Below are 19454 nucleotides of genomic sequence, written 5' to 3'. Positions count from 1 at the left end.
TATTCTTTACGGAGCTTAGGCAGCATGACGCTTTCTAAATTCTACAATGTCACGTTCCCAACCACCGGGCACCTCTTCTTCTCTCCAGAAGATATACGGGTTTGAACGCGGCTCTCGCACATGCTGCGGCAAAGGATCTATCTCCATAACTCTCAGGAAGGTCGGCAATCCGACGCGCTGCATGGTCTCACCGACCCGCTCACGGTTTTTACCAACTTCCATCCACCAGTCCCATACCTTTTCAATAACATCAACAAGGCCCTGGAAATCGTCTTCTGCACTCACCTCAACAAATGGAATAATCAAGGTGGAGAACTGGGCACCGTCTAGAATCGGTGCTTTAGCGCCGATAAGAATGGAGGCACCTTTCTGTACACCGGGGCGAAGAGCTCGTGGCATGACGTTAATACAGTGCATGCAACGGGTACATTCCGCATCGTTAATCTTCAGCTCATCGCCTTCCATCCACATACAGCGGGTTGGGCAAAGATCAAGAACTTCCGCCTGGATATCGAACTTACCATCCCACGGTCCGCCCTTATGGGCACCGCCATTGGCCGGATATCCTGCTTCATTGTTGATATATTTTTTAACTGCAGCCTGATCTATCCGGATATTGTCCTTCCAGGTGCCGATTACGGAGAAATCGGAACGAGCAACCGCGGCAACACAGTCGTTCGGGCAGCCGGAAAACTTAAATTTAAACTTATAGGGGAAGGCCGGACGGTGAATTTCATCCTGATACATCATTGTCAGCTGGTGACAGGCCTCCTGAGCATCGTACAGAGACCATTCGCAACGAGACTCACCAAGACAAGCAGAGGGGGTACGCAGGTTGGAGCCCGAGCCGCCGAGGTCCTGTCCCAAATCATGTGTCAGATCCCAGAACAACGGCTCGAGATTCTCGGTGCGCGTTCCAAGGAAAATGAGGTCACCGGTGGAGCCGTGAATATTGGTCACGCCGGAGCCATACTTCTCCCACAGATCCATCAAGTCACGAAGGTTTTTGGTTGTGTAGTACATGCCTGACGGTTGAGCAACACGAACAGTATGAAAGTGCTCTACACCAGGAAATTTTTCCGGGACATCTGAATATCGGCCGACGATCCCGCCACCGTACCCGAAAACACCTACAATACCACCATGCTTCCAATGGGTGATCCGATCCTTGTAGGACAGTTCAAGCTGACCAAGAATGTCCCAACATTCAGGCTTTGTGGCAGCCTGCTCTTTAAGATCGGTGACGAAACTCGGCCACGGACCAGATTCCAATTGATCCAATAGAGGCGTTTCATGCTTTGCCATCAGGGTTCCTCCTAGAGAGTATGTGATTAAAAGTACCTGCCCACTCAAGCGGCCTGAACAGTAACTACACGTCAAAAAAGCACGTCATTAAAGGCAGGAACGCACAACACCATATTGAATGGTCATTCAGAACACAGAGCATAAACGTCCGCCACATCTTTGTCAACAAAATTAACCGGCTTCTGCTCTGCCATAAAACCCCGCAATACCTGACTGCGATTCAGTACAAACCGGCTATGCGGAGCATCTGTTTCCCCAACACCTCTTCTCCATACTGGTTGTCTGGTTGGGTAAGAATCGATAAAAGCTGTTGAGCAAGAACTTTGCCTAACTGCACCCCCTCCTGATCAAATGAGTTGATGTGCCAGCAAAATCCTTGAAACGCAATTTTATGTTCATACATTGCAAGCAGACTCCCCATCGATCTCGGCGTTAACCGATCCGCCAGCAACACTGAATTCGGTCGATTTCCCTGAAAACGCCGGGCTGGATTTTCGTCGTCCTTACCCATTGCCAGAGCCAAAGACTGGGCAAGCATATTTGCCACCAGCTTCTGTTGTGAAGAGGTGCCTTCGATCATGACATCCACACCGTATCGGCTCTGACGAAAGCCGATAAATTCAACCGGTACCACCTCTGTTCCCTGATGGATCAACTGGTAAAAGGCATGTTGCCCGTTGGTCCCGGGTTCTCCCCAGACCACGGGACCGGTTTTCCAAGCGACCTCTCTCCCTTGCCGGGTGACAGATTTACCATTACTCTCCATGTCGCACTGTTGCAGATGTGCCGGGAAACGTGACAGTGCCTGGCTGTACGGCAAGATTGCCACCGTGGGATACCCAAGAAAATTATGATTCCAGATCCCCAACAGAGCGAGCAGCAGTGGAATGTTCGAGCGAACAGCAGGTTGCAGGGCAGCGCGGTCCACTTCGTGCGCTCCTTTCAGGAACTCCATAACTGCTGCAAAACCCAGTACAAACCCTAATGTGACAACACCAACCATTGAAGTGGCAGAGTAACGGCCGCCAATATAGTCTTCCATGTAAAAGGATCGTAAATAACGGCTGGGATCATCCATGGGGCTTCCCTCACCGGTTACTGCCAACACATGATGTGCCGGGTCAAGACCGGCCTTTATCAGGGAATCGCGAATCAGCTGTTCATTGGTCAAGGTCTCCAAGGTGGTTCCGCTTTTTGACACAATATTGAACAAAGTTGTCGACAGGTCCAACTCCTGCAACACCTCGGCCGCGTCATCAGGATCAACATTGGCAATAAACTGTGCAGAACGGCCCGGCAGACTGTATGCCTTCAGCGCCAGGCAGATCGCCCTGGGCCCAAGATCTGAACCACCGATACCAACCTGCACCATGGTTGAAAAGGGCTGTCCCGCCTGATTAACCACAGTTCCATCCGCCAGCTCATCAAGAAAAGACTGCAGCTTTGCCAGTTCACGCTGCGCCTTGGCAGACGCGTCCCCGGCCATTGGTGACTCGGTAAAGATATCCCGACACGCCGTATGTAACACCTGACGATCCTCACTGGCATAGCCTTCAATCCGGTTCAGCACAGCACCGGTCTGCATTGCCGCCAACGCTTCAACCAGCCCTGCCTCATCGGCAAGTTCCTGCAAAGCCTTCAGAATGTTCTCATCGACTCGCTGCGTTGCATACAGCAGATCAAACCCACACATCGATGTCTTAAAGGTTTCAAGACGTTGAACGGTTAACGCATTATCAGATGTCAGGTCATATGGTCTTTTCGCCAGGTCCTGTAACTGATGGACCGCTCTCAAAGCAGTGAAGTCTTTCATATCCCCTCTTCTGCGGCATCTCTTGCGAGTTGTTTCATCTGGGAAATAACAGCCTGATAATCCGGCTGTCCGTAAATTGCCGAACCGGCAACAAAAATATTAGCACCTGCAGCCGCCATCTTTGCTATGGTTGCAGGACCGATACCACCATCGACTTCAATACCGATCGCTGGGTTTACGGCATCAAGCATCTGACGAAGACGCCTGGTTTTCTCCAGTGATGTCTCAATAAATGATTGCCCGCCAAATCCTGGATTGACACTCATCAGCATAACGAGATCAACTTCCGTCAACACGTATTCCAGGGTCATGAGAGAGGTTGCCGGGTTAAGGACCACACCTGCCTTTTTTCCCCGTTCTCGAATTGCGGTGAGGGTACGGTGCAGGTGAATACAGGCTTCAACGTGCACAGTCACCCAATCGGCTCCGGCATCAATAAAGTCATGAATATACTGATCAGCATCCGTTATCATCAAATGAACGTCAATCGGCAGGTCGGTCACAGAACGTACAGCCCGGACCACCAGTGGTCCAATCGTGATGTTCGGAACAAAATGTCCGTCCATGACATCCACATGGATAACATCTGCTCCTGCCATTTCCACGGCCTTGATCTCTTCACCCAACCGGGCAAAGTCGGCTGAGAGAATAGAGGGGGCTATCATCAACGATCGCATGGTTTCCCTTGTTTATCAAAATTTTATACAGCCGGCAGGTATCAGAACAGGCTGTCGGAGCGCTCTGCGGAAAATGAGCAATACCTTGGTGAGCGGATCAGTCGTTTGTATATTCCAGGCTCTCATACTGCTGTCCTGCGAGCTGGCGGACCAGTCCTTTGAGCTCAAGCTGCAACAAGAGGCCATGCAACTCTGCAAAAGAAAGACCGGTGAGGTCTGCTATGGTCTCGATATCACGAGGATAGGTGTCGATCTGGGCAAGGACAGCCTGCTCTTGAGCAGTCAGGGCGTTGCCGGCGTGGTCATCCTCCTCCGCTGGTTCGTTGGAACGGGGAGTGCCGCTGTGTTGATTCCAGGAAAGGCCGAGCAAAATATCATCAACAGTGTGAACAAGATGCGCACCCTGCTGAATCAGGCGGTGGGTTCCAGCGCTCCTTGGTGAATCAATCCGGCCGGGAACGGCAAAGACCTCCTTTCCCTGATCCAGGGCCAACCTGGCAGTGATCAAAGATCCCGACTTTTCAGTGGCCTCAACCACAACGACTCCTTCAACCAGCCCGCTGATGATCCGATTGCGCGCCGGGAAGCGAAACCCTTCAGGTTGTGTCCCTAAAGGGTACTCGCTGAGCAACAGGCCTTGTGCACTAATTTTACCAAACAGGTCTGCATGGGCCCGGGGATACACCACATCGAGTCCACAGCCCAGAACAGCAACGGTTGCGCCGGTCGCTGCCAGGGCACTATGATGAGCGGCCGCATCAATTCCATACGCCGCACCCGATACAACGGTAAGCCCTGCAGAGGCCAAATCACCGGCCAGCTTCATCGCCACGCGTCTTCCATAATCGGTGGCATTTCTAGAGCCGACAACAGCAACTGAACGTTGCTGCAAGACGTCGATGTTACCACGACAGTACAGCAGCACCGGGCGATCAGGAAATGCATACAGGGCAGCAGGATATTGCGGAGAAGGCGGCACCAGGAGCTGCACATCAGCTTTCGCGATCAACTCCAACTCTTCCTGAGCACGGGTTCTTGCCGCACGCAGCTGCTTTTTACTGTTCAACAGCGTTGACAAACGTGTCCCGTACCGGGGTAACGAGGCAACCTGATCCGGCCTGGAAAAAACATCACCGGGCGTCCCCAACTGCTCAACCAGATAGTTAATCAGGGTGCATCCCAAACCGGGAAGAAACGATAAGGTCAGCCAGTCTTCAACATCCTGGTGCATGGACAAAAACTCAATCTATCATGAACGTTTGCAATTCCTCGCTTCTCGTCGGATGTCGCAATTTTTTCAGCGCCTGGGCTTCAATTTGACGGATACGTTCTCTGGTGACGGAAAAGCATTGCCCCACCTCTTCCAACGTGTGATCACACCCGAGTTCAATCCCGTAGCGCATGCGCAACACCTTTTCTTCACGCGGGGACAGCGATCCCATCACCTTACACAGACAGCGCTTGAGACTTTCAGACATCGAATGCTCCTGGGGGTCAGGATACGCATGGTTTTCCACAAAATCACTGAGCAGGGTGTCTCCTCGTCGCTGACCGGTGCATCGAGAGAGATGGCGTCTTTAGCTGTTTTGAGAGCTATATGTACCTTCTCCACATCCGTTCCTAATTGGGCGGCCATTTCCTCTGGAGTCGGCTCCCTGTTTTCGAGCCGTTGGAAGTCTTTGGAAAAGCGGAGCAGCCTGTTGATGGTTTCTATCATGTGCACCGGAAGACGAATAGTCCGACCCTGATCAGCAATACCACGGGCCACTGCCTGGCGGATCCACCAGGTAGCATAGGTGGAGAACTTGTACCCTCGCTGATAATCGTACTTTTCAACGGCTTTCATCAACCCGATGTTGCCTTCCTGAATAAGGTCAGGTAACTGCATGCCACGGTTCAAAAATTTCTTTGAAACAGAGATGACAAGCCGAAGATTTGCCCGAACCAGTGTATCTTTGGCCTGTTTAGCGGTTTCCCGCCCCACTTCAATCTCCTGCTGGGTTTCAATAAACGCCGGCCAGGAGATGCCAATGGTTTCGGCAAGCTCAAGGGTAACCCGCCTCTCGACTTCCGCAGGATCAACGTTGACAACCTCGGGTTGCATCTGGTGCTGGCGCGCAGCCAGCAGAAGCTCCTGTTGACGGGCAACTATCCTGACTTTGTTGAACTTCTGGGCCAGCTCTTTAACCGCATCTGCAACTGAAAGTAATCCCTTGGAGCAAAGCCGGTAATCTTGAAACAAATTGGCAATATCCATGCCCACAGCAAGTATTGCCTCGACAATGGCAGCCTCTTTCGTTGTATCACCCACGTGATGCTTCAACTCAAGGAACAGCTCGCGACGTCTGGCATCAAGATCGTTGGCCTTTTCTATCTGATCAAGCAGGGCATCCTGCACTCTGGTCAGTTCCTTCTCATCATTATCAGAAAGTCCCCTGACCACAGAGTTAATACGGACTTTACCGCGCAGGAGATTTTCAGCCAGATCATTGAGCGCGGTGATACCTAGGGTAAGACGCAGTATGGCTCGCTGGATGTGTGTTTCTCCGTCTTCGATCATCCGAGCCAGCTCCATCTCTTCTTCGTGGCTGAGCAGGCGTTGACTACCCATCTCGCGCAGGTAGATATTCATCGGATCGATGCTGCTCCCTGTGCCCCGGCGATCTCTTTCTCGCCGATCATCACCTAAACGGCGATCAAAGGCTGAGCGGCGTTCAATACCATGGCGGATAGCCCAGTCACTCTCTTCCTGAGGATGCAGCCAACTTTCCCGGCCTTCCCCATCGACTTCGGCAGGATCATGATCATCGTCCAAAAGATAGTCGTCCGCCTTCATTATCCCCTCCCTTAAAACGTTCTACTGTTTCAGTGCATTACCGGCGCATTCTTTCCAGATCAGGGAAAGTCAAAACATCATATCGATCAGCTTCACATGGAAATCAAGAAACCAGCCCCACTTGTCATCCCCCCGGGAAGAGGCGAGCTCCATCCAAAATACAATTTTTTAAACTTACTCAATTTCCATCATTTTTCAACATGTTAAATCTTCAACTTTCATTTTTGCTGCAGAATCTGTTTTTGGTGAAGTAATTCCATCAGCAGATGTGTATCGCCCAGGCGTTCAGCCTGATTGATCTTTTCCTGTAGAGAGGCCGCAGTTTGTTTGCGGGCATTTTTTTGAAGCCATTGGACCAGCTCTTCACACTCTCGTCGTGCGTGGTCCGGCTGTTCACTTTCCGACGGCGCTATCCGAGTCAACACCCGGACGATGTAAGTGCGGTCATGTTCTTCAACAACCTGTTCGAGCACGTCTTCAGGCCGGCAACTCGCCCCCCTGGCGACATCTTTAACAAGTTGCACAAAGTGAAGGAGCGCTGAATCCTTAAAAACCACATCCAGCCCGGCTTTTTCTAATTCTTCGATAGAGTGGGGATGCAAAATAAGAAAATCGACAAACTGTTTTTCCTTTCTCGACAAGGCTGCCAACCCCTGCGGTTGTGCAGCAGCTGTGGACATGGCCGGACGTTTGGCCATCACCTTTTCCGTTATAAAGTACTCCGGCGAGACCCCCAGCTTTGCACTGAAATGAGAGGCCATCAAGCCACGCTGTTCAGCATCTGTTGCCTCTTTGAGCAGCTGCTTTAACTCGGCAATGATTTTATTTTTACCGGCCAGCGTCAACCCATGTTCATCTGCCAGCCTGTCAAAGGCAAACTCAGCCAACGGACGGGCATTCTCCATCAGGTCGATAACAGCAGCCGACCCTTCAGCCCGGATAAATGAATCCGGATCATGCCCTGCAGGTAACAGGGCAACGCGCGCCTCAACCTGTTCCGCCAAAAAATAAGGGATACAACGCATGACTGCTTTCAAACCGGCAGCGTCTGCATCAAAAAGAAGAATAGTTTCCAGGCTGTATGGACGCAAAGAACGGATGTGATCACGGGTTAACGCCGTCCCTAAAGGAGCAACTGCACAATCAACGCCGTGGGCCGCCAGCAGGAGTAAATCAAAGTTGCCTTCAACGATTAAAGCACGACGCTGGCGACGTATGGTTTCCCGGTGCTGATGCAAGCCGAAAAGTAAACGTCCTTTATCAAAAACAGGACTTTCCGGAGAGTTCATGTACTTAGGGGCACCATCGCCAAGGATACGGCCGCCAAAAGCTGCAACCCGACCGGTCATATCTATAATTGGAAACATGATCCGTGATCGGAACCGGTCATAATATCCGCCCCGGTTGCTGACGGCCGACAGCCCTGCCTTGCTCAGACTGTCCTGTGATATGCCCTGGTTGCGTAACTGATCAGTTGCATAACTCCAGCCCACCTGGTCAGGATCCGGCGCACAGCCCAATCGATAGTGTTCAATAATCTTTGCCGGCACGCCCCGCTGTTCAAGGTAGCTCCGGGCTACGGCACCGAACTTTGAGTGCTGCAGACAATGCTGATACAACAGGGCGGCAGCCTCATTGGCCTCGTACAGCTGCTCGCGTTTCTGCAGTTGTTTTCGCTGAGCAGCAGACAGCTGACGCTCAGGCACAGGTATACCGTATTTCTGCGCCAGAACCTTTAAGGCCTCCGGAAATTCCATATGATGATATTTCATCACAAAGGAAAAGACATCCCCGTGCTCACCACAGCCAAAACAATGAAAAAATTGTCCCTGGGGGTTAACTGAAAACGACGGCGTTTTTTCACTGTGAAAAGGACACAACCCTACCCACCGGCTGGCAGAACGCCTCAGCGCCACAACTTCGCCGACAACCTCGACAATATCGGCAGCCTCTTTCACAGAGTTTTTTATCTGATCCCCAAAGGGCGACTCGCTCATAAACCTTTCTCACCTCTACAGTACACCTGCCTCAACAGGCAGATGCGCATGACTCTTCAATGCCGGCGACCGCTTTATTCATATATGCATTCTTTCCCGTTATCATGTACAATTACGAACTTCTGGAGTAACCGTAGCTCTCCCCACGGTATACAGCAACGTCAATAATGACAACACGCCCTCATCCATTCAGCCTGCAGCAAGAGGTCTCTTATGATTCGTGACATGGAGGACATGCTCTCCCTGGAGATCAAAAAGGAGATTGCGGACCGATACTTCGGCTTCCGGAAGATGATCGAAGATGACAGCAAACAGTATAATCAGCATGTACAGAACGCTTATCGGCAACTGGAAAACGATGTCGGGTTCGACCTGATCCGCCTGTACATCCTTCTTGGCAGTGAGTCACTTATTCATGCCTTTTTTCAGTTAACCGGGTTGCGCGATCAGGTCTTTCTTGATCCCTATTTACTCCACTCACCGACCATTCGCCAGCGTCTGTTCAAGGGGTTGACCATCCACGGGTTCACCCGCCGTTCCCGGTTCCACAACCTTTTTTTTGATATTTACACACGATTAAGTGCCGGGGTGACCTCATATAACAGCCGGCTGAAGCAGCTTATCGAGGAGGGCAAAGCAATAAACAAAGAAATCGAAGATTTCCATCGGCACAATGATCTCGGCACCATGATGGGTTTTCTGCGTAGACTGGACAGTGGTTCTGTGCAGGGGGCAGGGGGAATGGCCGGGGATATCTCCCCTTTACGAGATGATCACTTTGCAGAAAAAATGCGCATCCGCGCTCCGATACCAGCGGACAATCTCCTTCCTGATCTCCCCGCTCTCCCGGCAACGAAGACGGTCCGAAAACAGCTGCAGGAGTTGGTTGATACGGCATACAATACCCAGGGAAAACCGGAAGTGAGCAGCTACAGTACATAGGCACACTCTTGAGGAGCAGCCCCAAACTAGATACCGACCCACGTATCAAGATGATCAATCCGGTAAAAGCATCCTCCCTGCTGGTGCCAGGTGCAAACACCTTGAACATCCATGCCCTGGTGTATAATCGAGACCGGCCGATCCGAGGACACCACAACAATAATAATGTTCGGGTGCTCTGCTGTAAAACGTAAGGCTGAATTATAACGCGCCCCCCTGGCCAGATCTTCACCGGCAAAAGAGCGGCCATCCAGAAGACAGGCAAAGCCATGAAGATGCATGTCTGCTCCGATGTGAAGAGCGCCGTCCACCTTCACTAAAGATCTGGCCAGCTTTAAGATGAGCGGTTTGCGCAGATCAAGCGGAGGCACAAGATTTTGCCCGGAAATTTCGATCGGCTGTTCATTGAGATCAATGACAATGGTGCAGCCATGCTTCTGTCTCTGTGCATGGTGCACCAGACTGGCCACAATTTTAAACATGAAAAAGCTGTCGGCACGTTCTAAATTCGTCTCCAGCAGCACCTCTTCCAGCTGGACCAGTTTGCCCTGATAGGTCGTTGACGTAAATCGTCCATCGGCAAAACTGCACACCTTTGCCCTGTTCACCCTGAAAAAACCCCGTCGACCCTGAAAATCCGCGCACAGAGAAAAAGCCGGTAACGTGCTGTCACAGATACCCAAAATCGCCCGGCCATCACTCACCAGGTGCCGTGTCGATCGTTCCACGGTAAGAAGAAGCTTGCGCACATGTTTAAAATTAACCAACCGCGGCTGTGACTGCTTTTGGAACCGCACCAGAAAATGCAGTTGGTCGTGCATACTCGAATCAACAAACAACAGCTTGCCTTCAGGCCACGATCCCTCCTCCTGAGTGCCTGAAATCATCAGCACTGCATCCAGAATCGGATAAACCCGCATTAAACTGTCCCAGCCGAGCTGCATGTTCATCTGGTCTATGATGTAGTCACGCACGGCGTGCGTCGCATATTCCTTGAGGAAATAACCGGAAATCCCAGTATACAACTCCGCATCGTTGGCGAGATCGTGGGATAAGCGCCATACCGCATGTTCAAGCCAGCACTCGGTCGGTCCGATGGAGCACATGTCAGGATGATGTTCAGTAAACCATTGCTGAAAAAAAACAGCTCGCGAGTGTCCTCCATTACTCAGCAAACCCGCCAAACCAGGATCCTTGACCGGTAATATCTCGGCAAAACGACTGCGACAGTACTGGAGCTTTTCGTTGATCCTCCATCGCTGGTTGTCAATATACAGACTTTTAAAAATAGGCTCATGCCCCTTGAGCAGATTCTGCGGATCACAGATCATCATCGGGCTTTCAGGGCTGAGGGCAAAGATCAACGCTGCCCGGCTCACTCCGGAGAAGTGTGTCAGGCCGTCACTGAGCCCATTGAGGATATCGCTCACACAACGGCGAACAAACGAAGAGTGATGTTGAAGAGTAGAAAGGGGCATCTGAAAACGACCGTTATTGGCTTGCTGTGACGTACAATGCATCTTTACATATCGTGAATTGTCACCGTTTGCAAGCAAAGTACCCGTGAGCCTGTCCATCCTCACTCTGGGTTTAAGATGCGGTACTGTTGCCGGTCAGGGATAAGAGAGATGTACGGTGAGTCAGGGCCACGGCCCATCTGTTTTTCCTGGCAAGCAACACCAAAGAAAATGACATCACATCAAGAGCTGCTACAGCGCAAGAAAACGCACATTTTTCGGTTGATGACAAGAACACCTTTTTGAGCGTGCCGGTGCAACGCTGCCCCAAACAACAGCATCCCTGACAGGAGACACAACCTAAAAAAAGAGCTTGGCGCCGGGAGTGTTTCCGCCTATATACATAGCTACTGGAACTATCGGCCGCCTGGCGACTCTTCTCAGACATGCTGACAGTCAAGTGAAACAGCGCTTGAGTGAACCATTACAAAAAACAGGCAATCTTTATGGATGAATACATCGCCCAGGAACTTGTGACGATTATAAAACGCGAAAAACAATCCGCCTATGAAGATGCCTTTGAACGCGCCTTTGATCTTACCAAGGCCTACGCCGGCTCTGCAAATGCTCAGGCATCGGCAATCCCGTTTGTCTTTGAGAAACTTTTTGAGCTGTTTGTTACCGGTAAAACCAGATCCTGATTTTTCACAACCCCAACGAGATCGATACAGCTCTCACATCGTCTGCAGCAGACGACTCACCATCTGCAGATCCTGCCAGGCCGCTTTTTTCAGGGAAGCATTTTTCAGAAGCAATCGTGGATGCAATGTGACCATGACCTGTATCGATCGATCGTTCCGATAGGAATGCAATCGTCCACGCAAACCAAAAAGTGATGCTTTGGTGTCAATCAGGGCATGAGCCGCCTGTTCTCCCATGGCACACAGGACCTTCGGCTGAACCATTGCGATCTCCTGGAACAGATGCTGACGGCAGAGCAACAGATTCTGCTCGGATGGTTGTACAGACGTGTTGGGACAGCATTTCAGCACATTGGTCACATACACTGCACCCGGAGTCAGTCCAATGGCCTTCATCATGTTCCACAGCATGATATCTTCATCAGCACTAAAGAGAGTCGCCTCGGAAAAGGAACCTTCCTGCAATGAGTAATCGCCGACTACACACAAAGACGCCCCTGCCTGTCCTCTGCCGGGGACGATACCCTGACGCGAACCCGACAGCGAACAGAGCCGGCATGCTTCCAGCTCCTTTTGCAAAAGATGCAACCGGGTATCAACTTCGCTTTTCTCCGGACCTGAGGCAACCACTGGTGGGATCTTTACCCGATCAGGGGTACCGATCCCCTTGTCAGTCCCCCTCCTCGACTGTTTGCCGGGGTCGTGCAGTTGTCTGAGAGCAGGGGAAAGGGGGTAGGTTTCGATCCCCATGAGCTGGTGATAGCGCAGTGTGTCGCGAAGCCCCTTTGCGACAACAGCAAGCATGTTGACATCAACATCAGCTGCTGTCACTGTCTGTACCGGGCCTTTTCCTGACCGGTCTTCGGTGTCGGCATATTCCTGCGGCTTTTCTTTCATAGTGATGTCATCAGACGATATACGCCTATTTTTTTTTCTTTGGCGGTGCAAAGTCAAACACGGTTTCATCCTTTTTCAAAAGACCGTACTTCTGACGAGCCACCCCTTCCAGATACTGCTCATCCGTACGCAACCGGTTGATATCCTCAGACAACTCGACATTACGTATCTCAAGTCGCCTGTTCTCTTCAGTCAACCTGACAATCTCCTGACGCAGCTTCAGGTAAGCAAACAAGCCGCGCCCCGGAGCAAACACAACCCAGAGCAGAAGAAAAAAGAGCAGAATGCCGCCAAGAATCCAGATCACCTTCTTGTTTTGCTGCCTGTTGATTTTTTGTTTACGCAACGCCATGGAACTTTTCGTTCGAACCCGCAAATGTGAAAAAAGATTATGAAACAGATGGAAAAATGTCTGGTTAGCGCCTGTCTCACCGGACTCTGTACCCGATATGACGGTCAGAGTAAAACCCATACAGGTTGTTTACAGCTTCTGGCCAAATATCACTGGGTTCCGGTCTGCCCGGAACAGTTAGGTGGTCTTTCCACCCCTCGTCCTCCCGCAAACCTGATAAACGGTGACGGCCATGACGTTCTTGCCGGAATCTGCCGTGTCGTTGATCAGCACCGCGTCGACCGCACAGACGCCTTTCTGCGTGGCGCCTTTATGACCCTGGCCATTGCTCAGGCACAGGGTATCCGTCTTTGTTTCTTTAAATCAGGCAGCCCATCGTGCGGATACGCGCCTGTCATCGGTGTAACCGCTGCCTTGCTTCAAAGCCGCGGTATACAGATTATCCCTTTTTAGACACAGTACACCAAAATACATAAACATTCTCACTGCTTCGGCCTAACGTTCGTTTCTTTTTTCTCAGCCCCGGCCAGGCGGATCAAAAGAATACCGGATTCATAAAGAAAATAAAGCGGTACACCCATGAGAGCCATATTGACAACATCCGGAGTCGGGGTGAGCACTGCTGCAAGGATCGCAATCACCAGCACGGCATACCGCCTGTATTTTTCATATGTAGCACGGCCGATCATACCGACCTGGGCGGTAAAAAGCATGAATACCGGTAATTCGAAGATGAGGCCGAATGCAAAAATAAACAGGATAACAAACTTGACAAAATGACCGACTGAAATATAGGCGAGCAGCTCTTCTGATTGATAGCTGAGGAGAAACTGAATGCCAAAGGGTAGGGTCACAGCTGTACAGAATATCGTCCCCCCATAAAAGAGAACACAGGTGGTAGCCACAAACCAGAACAGCTGTTTTTTTGAAATTTTAAATGGTCTGCTGACGGCTTTCCACAACACATACATACACAACGGCATAAGCACATAGAGCGCCCCAAAAAAGGCAACGTTAACATGCGCAAGAAAGGGTCCGGCAACGGAGAAAAAATATAATTTCTGACCGAGAAAGTCTTGAGCCCCTGTTAACAGACGACTGGAAACAAAGAAAAAAACCAGGGTCGTCATGGCAATCGTTCCGGCCAGCAGCTTGACAAAACGACGCAACTCGAGCAGAACAAGGGCAAATGATTTAAGTGATCCTGTCATGGTCTGAAAATGTATCCTGACTGTTCATAAGCACAAAACCCGCAAATACGTAGCAAAACAGAAGAATAAACGCAAATGAATACCCGTTGCGTTTCCCTTGACGCCATGATAAAAACCGTTCACATCGGCGTGTTCTGAAACAGGTCGGTGTTTTACTTCCTCATATTCCCCATACCTGCAACACATCATGTTAGAATTACGTTTTGTTAGAGAACATCTGGATCTGGTCCGTCAAAAAAGTATGTTGAGAGGCGTTGATCCCCAGCTCATCGACCAGTTTATGCTCACAGATCAACGTCGACTCGCCGCCCTTGCCGAAGTAGAAGCGCTCAAAAACCGCCGCAACACGGTTTCAAAAACCATCGCCTCTCTGAAGCAGTCGGGTGATCACCTTCAGGCTGAAGCCATGATCGTTGAGATGCGTGCAGTGTCCGACCACATCAAAGAACTGGACACCAGCCTTGTGCAGATCGAAGAGGAGCTCCAGGCTCTTGTTCTGTCCATCCCCAACCTCTGCGATGACACCGTGCCTCCGGGGAAGAGTGAGCAGGATAATCTCGAAATCAAACGATGGGGAACCATACCAACCTTTTCTTTCCCACCACGGCCACACTGGGAAATCGGTGAACTGCTTGGTATTCTTGATTTTGAAACTGCCGCCAAACTTGCCGGTGCCCGTTTTGCACTGCTCAGGGGCTTCGGTTCCAGACTGTCACGGGCTCTGATCAACCTCTTCCTCGATCTCCACACCCAACGTCATGGATACACCGAAGTTCTCCCTCCGTTCATGGTGAACACCAAAACCATGACCGGCACAGGTCAGCTGCCGAAATTCCAGGAAGATCTGTTCAAACTGGACGGTTGGGATCTCTGGCTGATCCCGACGGCCGAGGTACCGGTCACCAACATCCATGCCGATACAACGCTTGACGAAGCCGACCTGCCACTCAAATACACTGCCTATACGCCCTGTTTTCGTTCAGAAGCCGGCTCGTACGGCAAAGACACCCGCGGCCTGATTCGTCAGCATCAGTTTGAAAAGGTGGAACTGGTCAAGTTCACCACACCCGAGCAATCCTGGCATGAACTGGAGCAGTTACTTGCCGACGCTGAAGCTGTCCTGCAGCTGTTGGAACTACCGTACCGTGTTGTCACTCTCTGTACAGGTGATCTGGGATTCTCTGCAGCTAAAACCTATGACATTGAAGTCTGGTTACCCGGACAAAACTGCTATCGTGAAATATCTTCCTGCTCTAATTTTCTCGATTTTCAAGCCCGTCGGGCAGGCATCCGATATCGGCCCAAAGGAGAAAAGAAAAGCCGGCTGGTTCATACGTTGAATGGTTCCGGCTTGGCGGTGGGCCGTACTCTGCTGGCTATCCTGGAGAACTACCAGAATCCGGACGGCACGGTCCGCCTCCCCCCGGCGCTGGAACCTTACTTTACGCAACGTTTCTGATGCCAGATGCAGATACACTCAGAACAACCCGCATGCAGTTGATCACACCGGTTTAGCCGGAGGTTCCAGGGCAAGCTCGATTAAACGATCCAGCAGATCACTGAAAGAATAACCGGCAGCCGCGGCAGCCTGAGGCAGAAGACTGGTGGGCGTCATACCCGGAATTGTATTTGTCTCCAACAGGTAGAGTTCATCACCAGCAAGAATCATGTCGGTGCGACTGTAACAGCGCAGGTGCAGAGCACGGTGGGCGCGTACCGCATAGTCCTGAGCTTTTTGCCGTATCTTGTCACTCACCTCGGCCGGACAGATCTCTGTGCTGGCTCCTGGTTTATATTTGGCCTCATAGTTAAAAAACTCATACTGAGCCGAGGGAATAATTTCAACCAGCGGCAGGGCCTGCACATCGGTTGTACCAAGCACTCCCACCGTTAACTCGCGACCTTGCACATATTTCTCAACCATGACTTCATTGTCATGCTCCAGGGCTAAGCGCAACGCTGCCGAAAGATTCTCCACATCCCTGACAATCGACATCCCCACGGAAGATCCCTGTCGCACTGGCTTTACCACGCAGGGAAGCCCAACCTCAGCTATAATCCGGCCGGGATCATCCAGGTCACCGGACTCCAGCATGATCCAAGGCGCCACCGGCAACCCGTTGAGCTGATACAGGACTTTGGCCAAATTCTTATCCATGGCCAGGGCACTCCCCAGTACGCCTGCCCCCTGATAGGGGACACCCAGCAGATCAAGAAATCCCTGAATCGTACCATCTTCTCCGTTGATACCATGCAGAAGCAAAAAGGCAACGTCGATGGAAGCGGCATCCTGAGCTATGCGAGCAAGGTCAGTGGCCGGATCGTAACGGACAACCTTATATTTCTGAGGATCCAGGGCCTTTTCCACACCAGCAGCTCCACGAAGCGAAACGTCACGTTCAGCAGATGTTCCTCCAGCGATCAACGCCAATCGAATCTGTGCCATGCTTTACTCCCATTGCTTAATGAACATTCACTCTTGGTTTCACAAAAGATGCACCATGGTACCATCGTGATCAAGAAAAACAATCAAAAGGACAGCCGGCGCTGCACTGACCGTGAACCTGGACATTCTGCCACCTGCAGCTCCTCAGTTTCATGACAATTTGTCCTTGATGACACAAGGAACACTGAAAACAGTTGCCGTATCAATTGTTTAGATTGACAAATCGTAAATACCCAGATAAAATTATGTCTTTTAATGCAATATTCTTATTAATGGCCATGGCCACATACCAAAGGAAGTGATGCACGATGATCGAAGTAGAAGTCAGAGGTGACCTTGAATACGCGATCAGGCAGTTAAAGAAAAAACTGCAGATCGACGGTATTAAACGTGAGCTGAAAAGGCGTGAATACTACGAAAAACCCAGCGTAAAGAAACGCCGTAAAGCAGCGGAAGCCCTGCGAAAACTTCGAAAGTTCAACCGCTTGAGAAATCGATCTTAAGCTAATAACCCCAGTACATACACTGGGGTTATTTCTTTTCATCATTTTCCTCTCTTGAAGGCCGCCTCTCAGTTCAGTCAGTACCTGTCGCTTTTTGTACAATATCTGACCATACAGCGTCGATTGTCCAAAAATACGGTGGCTGCTTACAGCGCCGATATTCAATCTTTCTTCAACTTCCTTCTTGATACGACTCCTTCCCCGCTGTATCTGAGCGATATACAGACTGATCAGATTATCCGGTATTTTCAACACTGCCATCAACAGCGCACCAGTACACGATCAAATGCCCGAAGGCTTGCAACGCTGCGTACCTTTTTCCGCTTTCTGAAGGATCAGGCAGTGATCACAATTGATCCTACCACTGCAATCGACTCCCCGAAAATTGGGCACAGTCTGCCGAAAATGCTCAGTATAACCGAGGTTGACGCCCTGCTGCGCCTACCTGAGAAGCACCCCCCCATGGTCCTTCGGAACTATGCCATGCTGCACCTGTTGTATGCTTCAGGGTTACGGGTATCCGAACTGGTTAACCTCTCGCTCAACAGCTGCAACCTGAGCAGTGGCCATGTACGTATCCTCGGCAAAGGGAACAAGGAACGAATCGTCCCGTTTTCCGCCACAGCCGGAAAAATGATCAGCGACTACCTTGAGTATGGACGACCAGTGCTCCTGAAGGGGAAACCCAACGCCATACTGTTTTGTTCTAATCGTGGTACGGCAATGAGCAGAAACCGTTTCTGGCAGATCATTCGGGAGACCGCCATACAAGCAGGCATCAGCAAAGCAATCAGTCCGCATATGCTCCGCCACTCCTTTGCCACGCACCTTCTGGCCGGTGGCGCAGACCTGCGGTCCCTGCAGATGATGCTCGGGCACACCGACATTGCCACCACACAGATCTACACCCATGTCGACAGTGACCGTCTCAAGGAAATCCACCGGCGATACCATCCGCGCGGCTAAAGACCACTGCCAGACACCTGTACGTGTTTTCAAGAACCTAAAGATACAAGCGGCAGCGGCTGCTCCTGCCTTGAAAGCGTGACCGATATGGTAGGGTCAGCCGACAGGTAGTGGTGCGCAACCCGACGCACCACATCAGGGTGATTGTTTATTTCACTTAAATGAGCCAGTACCAGAAGTTGCAATTGCTCCTTTGCCAGCAATGAAGCCAGGGCTAACGAGGTTTCGTTGGCTAAATGCCCCTGGTTGGAAAGAACACGCTGCTGCAGCAACAGGGGATACGGCCCGTTTCTCAGCATCTCAACATCATGATTTGCCTCCAGAATAACCGCCTGGCACTGCTGAAGATGGTGCTGAATCAAACGGGTGACCATGCCGGTATCTGTACAGTATCCAAGTTGCCGGCGACCATCGCTGATGATAAACCCCACCGGATCAACTGCATCGTGGGAAACGGCAAAGGGATGAACAGAAAATTCGTTGATGGTAAAAGATTCACCGACTCCGAACTCCCGGGCTATCGGAAGATGATTGATTTTAGGTGCCGCAGCCCGGTGGGTTGCCGCATTGGCATAGATCGGTATATTGAATCTTCGTGCCAAGACACCAATCCCCCTGATATGGTCATCATGTTCATGCGTCACTATAATGGCCGTCAAAGATCTCGCATCAATGCCCACCATGTTCAACCGGCGATCTATCTCCTTGCCGCTGAAACCGGCATCAATAAGCAATCGGGTGGAACCGGCCTCCACCACAGTGCAGTTTCCTCTGCTGCCGCTGCCGAGAACAGAAAATTTCACCGACGACCACCAGTACTATCGACAACCTCTTTTCCGGCACCAAGACCTGTATGACCGAATCCTCCCGTTCCTCGAGCTGTTGCAGGCAGTTCGGTTGCAGACTGCAAAACCGCTCGAACCACCGGCGCTAAGACCAGCTGGGCAATACGATCGCCTCGTTGGACTGTATATGGCTGTTGACCAAGATTGATCAGGCCGACCTTCACCTCACCCCGATAATCCGCATCAATAGTACCGGGAGCATTGATCACCGTGATTCCGTGCTTGGTTGCCAGGCCGGATCGGGGCCGCACCTGCATTTCATAGCCTGAAGGAATAGCCACCGCAAAACCACAACCAAACAATCTCCTTTCACCCGGGTTGAGTACCACTGGTTCGGAAAGAACAGCACAGACATCCATTCCGGCAGCGAGTTCAGTGGCATAAGTCGGTAATGACAGATCAGTACTTTGCTCCGGTTCAAGCCACTTAAACGCCACGTGCACTTCCTTCATCGCCCCTCCTTCACCCGTCTTTCAAGGACAAAAAAGCCGGCTACCGTGATACTG

General features: G+C 51.1%; 20 protein-coding genes. 6 read left to right on the top strand and 14 right to left on the bottom strand.

Annotated elements, in window-relative coordinates:
• Positions 1-15 precede the first annotated feature (15 nt).
• The 7 genes from dsrA to dnaG all read right to left on the bottom strand — a co-directional run bounded on the left by dsrA (position 16) and on the right by dnaG (position 8628).
• Positions 16-1305 (bottom strand): dissimilatory-type sulfite reductase subunit alpha, encoded by a 1290-nt coding sequence (gene dsrA, locus HP555_RS06390; protein WP_199264341.1) that lies wholly within the window; start codon positions 1303-1305, stop codon positions 16-18.
• Positions 1306-1525: 220 nt separating this feature from the next.
• On the bottom strand, positions 1526-3118 hold the full coding sequence (locus tag HP555_RS06385; RefSeq protein ID WP_199264340.1) for a glucose-6-phosphate isomerase: 1593 nt from the start codon (positions 3116-3118) through the stop codon (positions 1526-1528).
• Positions 3115-3795, bottom strand: a complete 681-nt coding sequence (gene rpe, locus HP555_RS06380; protein WP_199264339.1) for a ribulose-phosphate 3-epimerase — start codon at positions 3793-3795, stop codon at positions 3115-3117. The genes HP555_RS06385 and rpe overlap by 4 nt, the downstream gene beginning before the upstream one ends.
• Positions 3796-3892: 97 nt before the next feature.
• On the bottom strand, positions 3893-5026 hold the full coding sequence (gene dprA, locus HP555_RS06375) for a DNA-processing protein DprA (protein WP_199264338.1): 1134 nt from the start codon (positions 5024-5026) through the stop codon (positions 3893-3895).
• Positions 5027-5036: 10 nt separating this feature from the next.
• Positions 5037-5273 (bottom strand): sigma-70 family RNA polymerase sigma factor, encoded by a 237-nt coding sequence (locus tag HP555_RS14075; RefSeq protein WP_233249272.1) that lies wholly within the window; start codon positions 5271-5273, stop codon positions 5037-5039.
• Entirely contained in the window at positions 5237-6631 is a 1395-nt protein-coding gene (locus HP555_RS06370; RefSeq protein ID WP_233249271.1) for a sigma-70 family RNA polymerase sigma factor, read from the bottom strand. The genes HP555_RS14075 and HP555_RS06370 overlap by 37 nt, the downstream gene beginning before the upstream one ends.
• A 218-nt stretch (positions 6632-6849) precedes the next feature.
• The gene (gene dnaG, locus HP555_RS06365; RefSeq protein WP_199264337.1) at positions 6850-8628 is read right to left on the bottom strand and encodes a DNA primase; all 1779 of its coding nucleotides are present in this window, start codon (positions 8626-8628) and stop codon (positions 6850-6852) included.
• Positions 8629-8841: 213 nt separating this feature from the next.
• Between dnaG and HP555_RS06360 the strand changes: the two genes are divergently transcribed.
• Positions 8842-9570 (top strand): hypothetical protein, encoded by a 729-nt coding sequence (locus tag HP555_RS06360; RefSeq protein ID WP_199264336.1) that lies wholly within the window; start codon positions 8842-8844, stop codon positions 9568-9570.
• A gap of 26 nt (positions 9571-9596) precedes the next feature.
• Here HP555_RS06360 and HP555_RS06355 read toward each other — a convergent pair whose 3' ends face one another.
• Complete coding sequence (locus tag HP555_RS06355) at positions 9597-11048, bottom strand: DNA integrity scanning protein DisA nucleotide-binding domain protein (protein ID WP_199264335.1); 1452 nt, start codon at positions 11046-11048, stop codon at positions 9597-9599.
• A gap of 485 nt (positions 11049-11533) precedes the next feature.
• On the opposite strand from HP555_RS06355, the gene HP555_RS06350 reads away from it, so the two are divergent.
• On the top strand, positions 11534-11728 hold the full coding sequence (locus HP555_RS06350; protein WP_199264334.1) for a hypothetical protein: 195 nt from the start codon (positions 11534-11536) through the stop codon (positions 11726-11728).
• Between the two features lie 33 nt (positions 11729-11761).
• Here HP555_RS06350 and HP555_RS06345 read toward each other — a convergent pair whose 3' ends face one another.
• Positions 11762-12625 carry a uracil-DNA glycosylase gene (locus HP555_RS06345; protein ID WP_199264333.1) on the bottom strand — a complete coding sequence of 288 codons (864 nt, stop codon included), beginning with the start codon at positions 12623-12625 and terminating at the stop codon, positions 11762-11764.
• Between the two features lie 25 nt (positions 12626-12650).
• On the bottom strand, positions 12651-12977 hold the full coding sequence (locus tag HP555_RS06340; protein WP_199264332.1) for an FtsB family cell division protein: 327 nt from the start codon (positions 12975-12977) through the stop codon (positions 12651-12653).
• Positions 12978-13016: 39 nt separating this feature from the next.
• Between HP555_RS06340 and HP555_RS06335 the strand changes: the two genes are divergently transcribed.
• Positions 13017-13430: a DUF523 domain-containing protein gene (locus HP555_RS06335; protein ID WP_233249270.1), complete on the top strand. Its 414-nt coding sequence runs from the start codon at positions 13017-13019 to the stop codon at positions 13428-13430.
• Between the two features lie 29 nt (positions 13431-13459).
• Here the strand turns inward: HP555_RS06335 and tatC are convergent, their stop codons facing one another.
• Positions 13460-14188 (bottom strand): twin-arginine translocase subunit TatC, encoded by a 729-nt coding sequence (gene tatC / locus HP555_RS06330; RefSeq protein WP_199264331.1) that lies wholly within the window; start codon positions 14186-14188, stop codon positions 13460-13462.
• Positions 14189-14375: 187 nt separating this feature from the next.
• Between tatC and serS the strand changes: the two genes are divergently transcribed.
• Complete coding sequence (serS, locus tag HP555_RS06325) at positions 14376-15647, top strand: serine--tRNA ligase (RefSeq protein WP_199264330.1); 1272 nt, start codon at positions 14376-14378, stop codon at positions 15645-15647.
• Between the two features lie 42 nt (positions 15648-15689).
• Here the strand turns inward: serS and HP555_RS06320 are convergent, their stop codons facing one another.
• Entirely contained in the window at positions 15690-16634 is a 945-nt protein-coding gene (locus HP555_RS06320; protein ID WP_199264329.1) for a D-alanine--D-alanine ligase family protein, read from the bottom strand.
• A 311-nt stretch (positions 16635-16945) separates the two neighbouring features.
• On the opposite strand from HP555_RS06320, the gene rpsU reads away from it, so the two are divergent.
• Positions 16946-17137 (top strand): 30S ribosomal protein S21, encoded by a 192-nt coding sequence (rpsU, locus tag HP555_RS06315; protein ID WP_408639845.1) that lies wholly within the window; start codon positions 16946-16948, stop codon positions 17135-17137.
• A 54-nt stretch (positions 17138-17191) separates the two neighbouring features.
• Positions 17192-18103: a site-specific tyrosine recombinase XerD gene (xerD, locus tag HP555_RS06310; RefSeq protein ID WP_269846861.1), complete on the top strand. Its 912-nt coding sequence runs from the start codon at positions 17192-17194 to the stop codon at positions 18101-18103.
• Between the two features lie 29 nt (positions 18104-18132).
• Here xerD and HP555_RS06305 read toward each other — a convergent pair whose 3' ends face one another.
• A complete protein-coding gene (locus HP555_RS06305) occupies positions 18133-18906 on the bottom strand; it encodes an MBL fold metallo-hydrolase (RefSeq protein ID WP_199264327.1) in 774 nt (257 codons plus the stop codon).
• Positions 18903-19400 carry a dUTP diphosphatase gene (dut, locus tag HP555_RS06300; RefSeq protein ID WP_199264326.1) on the bottom strand — a complete coding sequence of 166 codons (498 nt, stop codon included), beginning with the start codon at positions 19398-19400 and terminating at the stop codon, positions 18903-18905. Before dut ends, HP555_RS06305 begins: the two co-directional genes overlap by 4 nt.
• Positions 19401-19454: the final 54 nt, after the last annotated feature.

The sequence above is a fragment of the Desulfobulbus oligotrophicus genome (assembly GCF_016446285.1).
GTDB lineage: Bacteria > Desulfobacterota > Desulfobulbia > Desulfobulbales > Desulfobulbaceae > Desulfobulbus > Desulfobulbus oligotrophicus.
Note: the sequence above shows the minus strand (reverse complement) of the source record. Positions and strands in the feature narration are given on the sequence as shown.